The organism is Fuchsiella alkaliacetigena, assembly GCF_023227765.1.
In the GTDB taxonomy this organism is placed as follows: domain Bacteria; phylum Bacillota; class Halanaerobiia; order Halobacteroidales; family Acetohalobiaceae; genus Fuchsiella; species Fuchsiella alkaliacetigena.
The window spans coordinates 1-2,441 of sequence record NZ_JALKBZ010000102.1; the positions used below are offsets into that span (position 1 = coordinate 1).

3 protein-coding genes are annotated in these 2,441 nt (G+C 34.9%); 1 reads left to right on the plus strand and 2 read right to left on the minus strand.

The features are described from left to right. Nucleotides 1-2: 2 nt before the first annotated feature. The gene (locus tag MWH30_RS13615) at nt 3-140 is read right to left on the minus strand and encodes a hypothetical protein (protein ID WP_248664645.1); all 138 of its coding nucleotides are present in this window, start codon (nt 138-140) and stop codon (nt 3-5) included. Nucleotides 141-337: 197 nt separating this feature from the next. Between MWH30_RS13615 and MWH30_RS13620 the strand changes: the two genes are divergently transcribed. Continuing rightward, nucleotides 338-1,135, plus strand: a complete 798-nt coding sequence (locus tag MWH30_RS13620) for a M55 family metallopeptidase (RefSeq protein ID WP_248664646.1) — start codon at nt 338-340, stop codon at nt 1,133-1,135. A 52-nt stretch (nt 1,136-1,187) separates the two neighbouring features. Here MWH30_RS13620 and MWH30_RS13625 read toward each other — a convergent pair whose 3' ends face one another. After that, the gene (locus MWH30_RS13625) at nt 1,188-2,147 is read right to left on the minus strand and encodes a carboxypeptidase-like regulatory domain-containing protein (RefSeq protein WP_248664647.1); all 960 of its coding nucleotides are present in this window, start codon (nt 2,145-2,147) and stop codon (nt 1,188-1,190) included. Nucleotides 2,148-2,441: the final 294 nt, after the last annotated feature.

The window sequence follows — 2,441 nt, forward strand, 5'->3', positions numbered from 1 at the left end:
ACTCAATCTATTAATCCATTGAAATAGAGGGTATGTGTTTTTTTAAAAAGTCTGTGCATTTTAACTTGCAAAGAACTCTTTCTTATTTCTTCTTTAAAATATTTAGTCAATTCAGGCAGCTTTTCTTCAACTACAGACATTGCACTACCTCTTTTCCAGCTTGCTATTATAATACCATATTTTAGGGTTTTTAAAAAGATAATTACTGATTAAAATTAAAACGTCAGCTTAATAAGTAACGCTAAATGTTTGAATTTTTAAATGATAATTAAAATAAACAGGATAATCTACTTTGGTCGAGAATTAAAGTTAAGAGATAATAGAAAGGACTGAAAAAATGAAAATCTACCTCAGCGTTGATATGGAAGGAATTACTGGTCTAAGCAGTTGGGACGAAGTTTTAAAAGAAAAGAAAGACTACTGCAATAAACAGTTAACTCAAGAAGTGAAAGCAGCCTGTCAAGGAGCAATCGCAGCTGGAGCAAAAGAAGTCTGGATTAATGACGCTCACGATAGTGGCAGAAATATAGATTTTGCTAAGCTACCTCCTAATACAAAATTAATTAGCAGTTGGAGCGGTAATCCTCTTTCGATGATGCAAGAGCTCGATGAAAGCTTCACTGCTGCCCTAATGATCGGTTATCACTCCGCCTCCGGTACCGAAACTAATCCTTTAGCTCACACTATGAGCAGTAAGCTGAATTATTTAAAAATAAATGGAGAGCCTGTCAGTGAATTCATAATCAGTGCCTATACTGCAGCTATGTTTAAAGTTCCAGTAGTATTTCTCAGTGGTGACCAAGGTGTCTGTCAAGAAGTTAAAGAAATTAATAAAAATATAGAGACTGTAGCAGTTAAAGAAGGTAAAGGGAAGTCAGTAATCAGCATTCATCCTGAACAAGCCAAAGACAACATCAAAAAAGGAGTAGAGCAGGCTTTAACTGCTCCACTTGAAAAATATCAACTTAAGCTCCCGGAGTACTTTAAGGTAGAGCTATCTTTTACTGCTCAAGCTCATCCCCAAGCCTATAAAGCTTCTTTTTACCCAGGAATGAAAAAGCTTTCAGCAACCAAAGTCCTTTTTGAAACCCAGGATTACTTTGAAGTATTAAAAATGATCTTATTTGTTTTATAACCGACGTTCCAATAAATATATAAATTACTCTACCCTTTAACTTTGAAAAAACTCAAGGTAAAGTAGAAACCTCAGCTCCAATTGGGGCTCCAACTACAAATTTTATTCCTCCTTCAGATTCCTCTAACTCATATTTATTAACACCTTCAATAATCAGCTTAATATATTCAGCAGTTTTATCAGTTCCATAAGTCTCTAACAAGTTTCTATCGGCTAAAGTATAAGCATTAGCATCTACCGGCTTACTAAAACCCCCTATTGATTCTTTATTATCATCATACTGCACAATCTCTAAACTATAGCTTCCTTGATTTACATCTGGCCAGCTTAATTCAACAAAATCTATCTCTCCAGCAATCCACTGCTCAATATCACCTTCAACCTCTATTTCCGGTACAACCGGGGGAACCTTAAGTTCCTTTTCAATTCTACCAAAAGAAGGATGGCTTAAATAAATATCCAAACTTTCTTCTGGCTCCACTTCAAAGTTACGATCTTCTAAACGATAGTGAAAAGAATATGGGAAATCATCTAAAAAACTCAGTTCTAAACCATTCACCTTAACCTTGGCATCACTAAACTCATCGCCTCTTTCTTTCCCAGCTTCTCGCCGAGAATACCGGTCAATATAACATTCAACCATATAAGAACCTCCCGCTCCTCTTTCAGCAGTAAAATAAATATCAATATCACTAAGAGCAGCAGACTCCACAAAATAAATATCATCATCCCCATCTTTAGCAGTAATACTTTCCGGATAGAAATCCCATCCTTCCTTAGCAGGAATAACTGTTACTTCCGCCTCTTCTGAACCGGATAAACTCCATTTTCCCTCTTCATCTGTAGTTACTAGCTCAACCCCTTCAATCTTTAATCTAACTCCTTCTATTCCTTGTCCATTACTATCAGTTACCCTACCTGATATTTCCCCATCACCACTTAATAACTCCCTACACCCAAACAGAGATAACATTAACAACATTAAAACTATTACACATATTCTCTTTTTCAATTTAATTATACCTCCCGGGAATTTAATTATAAATACCAACTAGAACTAAAAATAATTTTTATATAAACCAATTATACCACAAAAAACCAAGCTAGACAATTTAGCTTTTACCTATAAAAACTTAACACAATCATCTCTAAAATAAGGCTTTATTACAGGGCAATCGCAAGAAAGAACTCTAAAATAGATTTAATTTCTTCCCTTTAAGATGCTATAATTAAAACCCGAGTTCGACAGTTCATAGGTATAAAATAACTATTTAGAGGTCAGAAACCTTGATATAGCAGGGTTTGT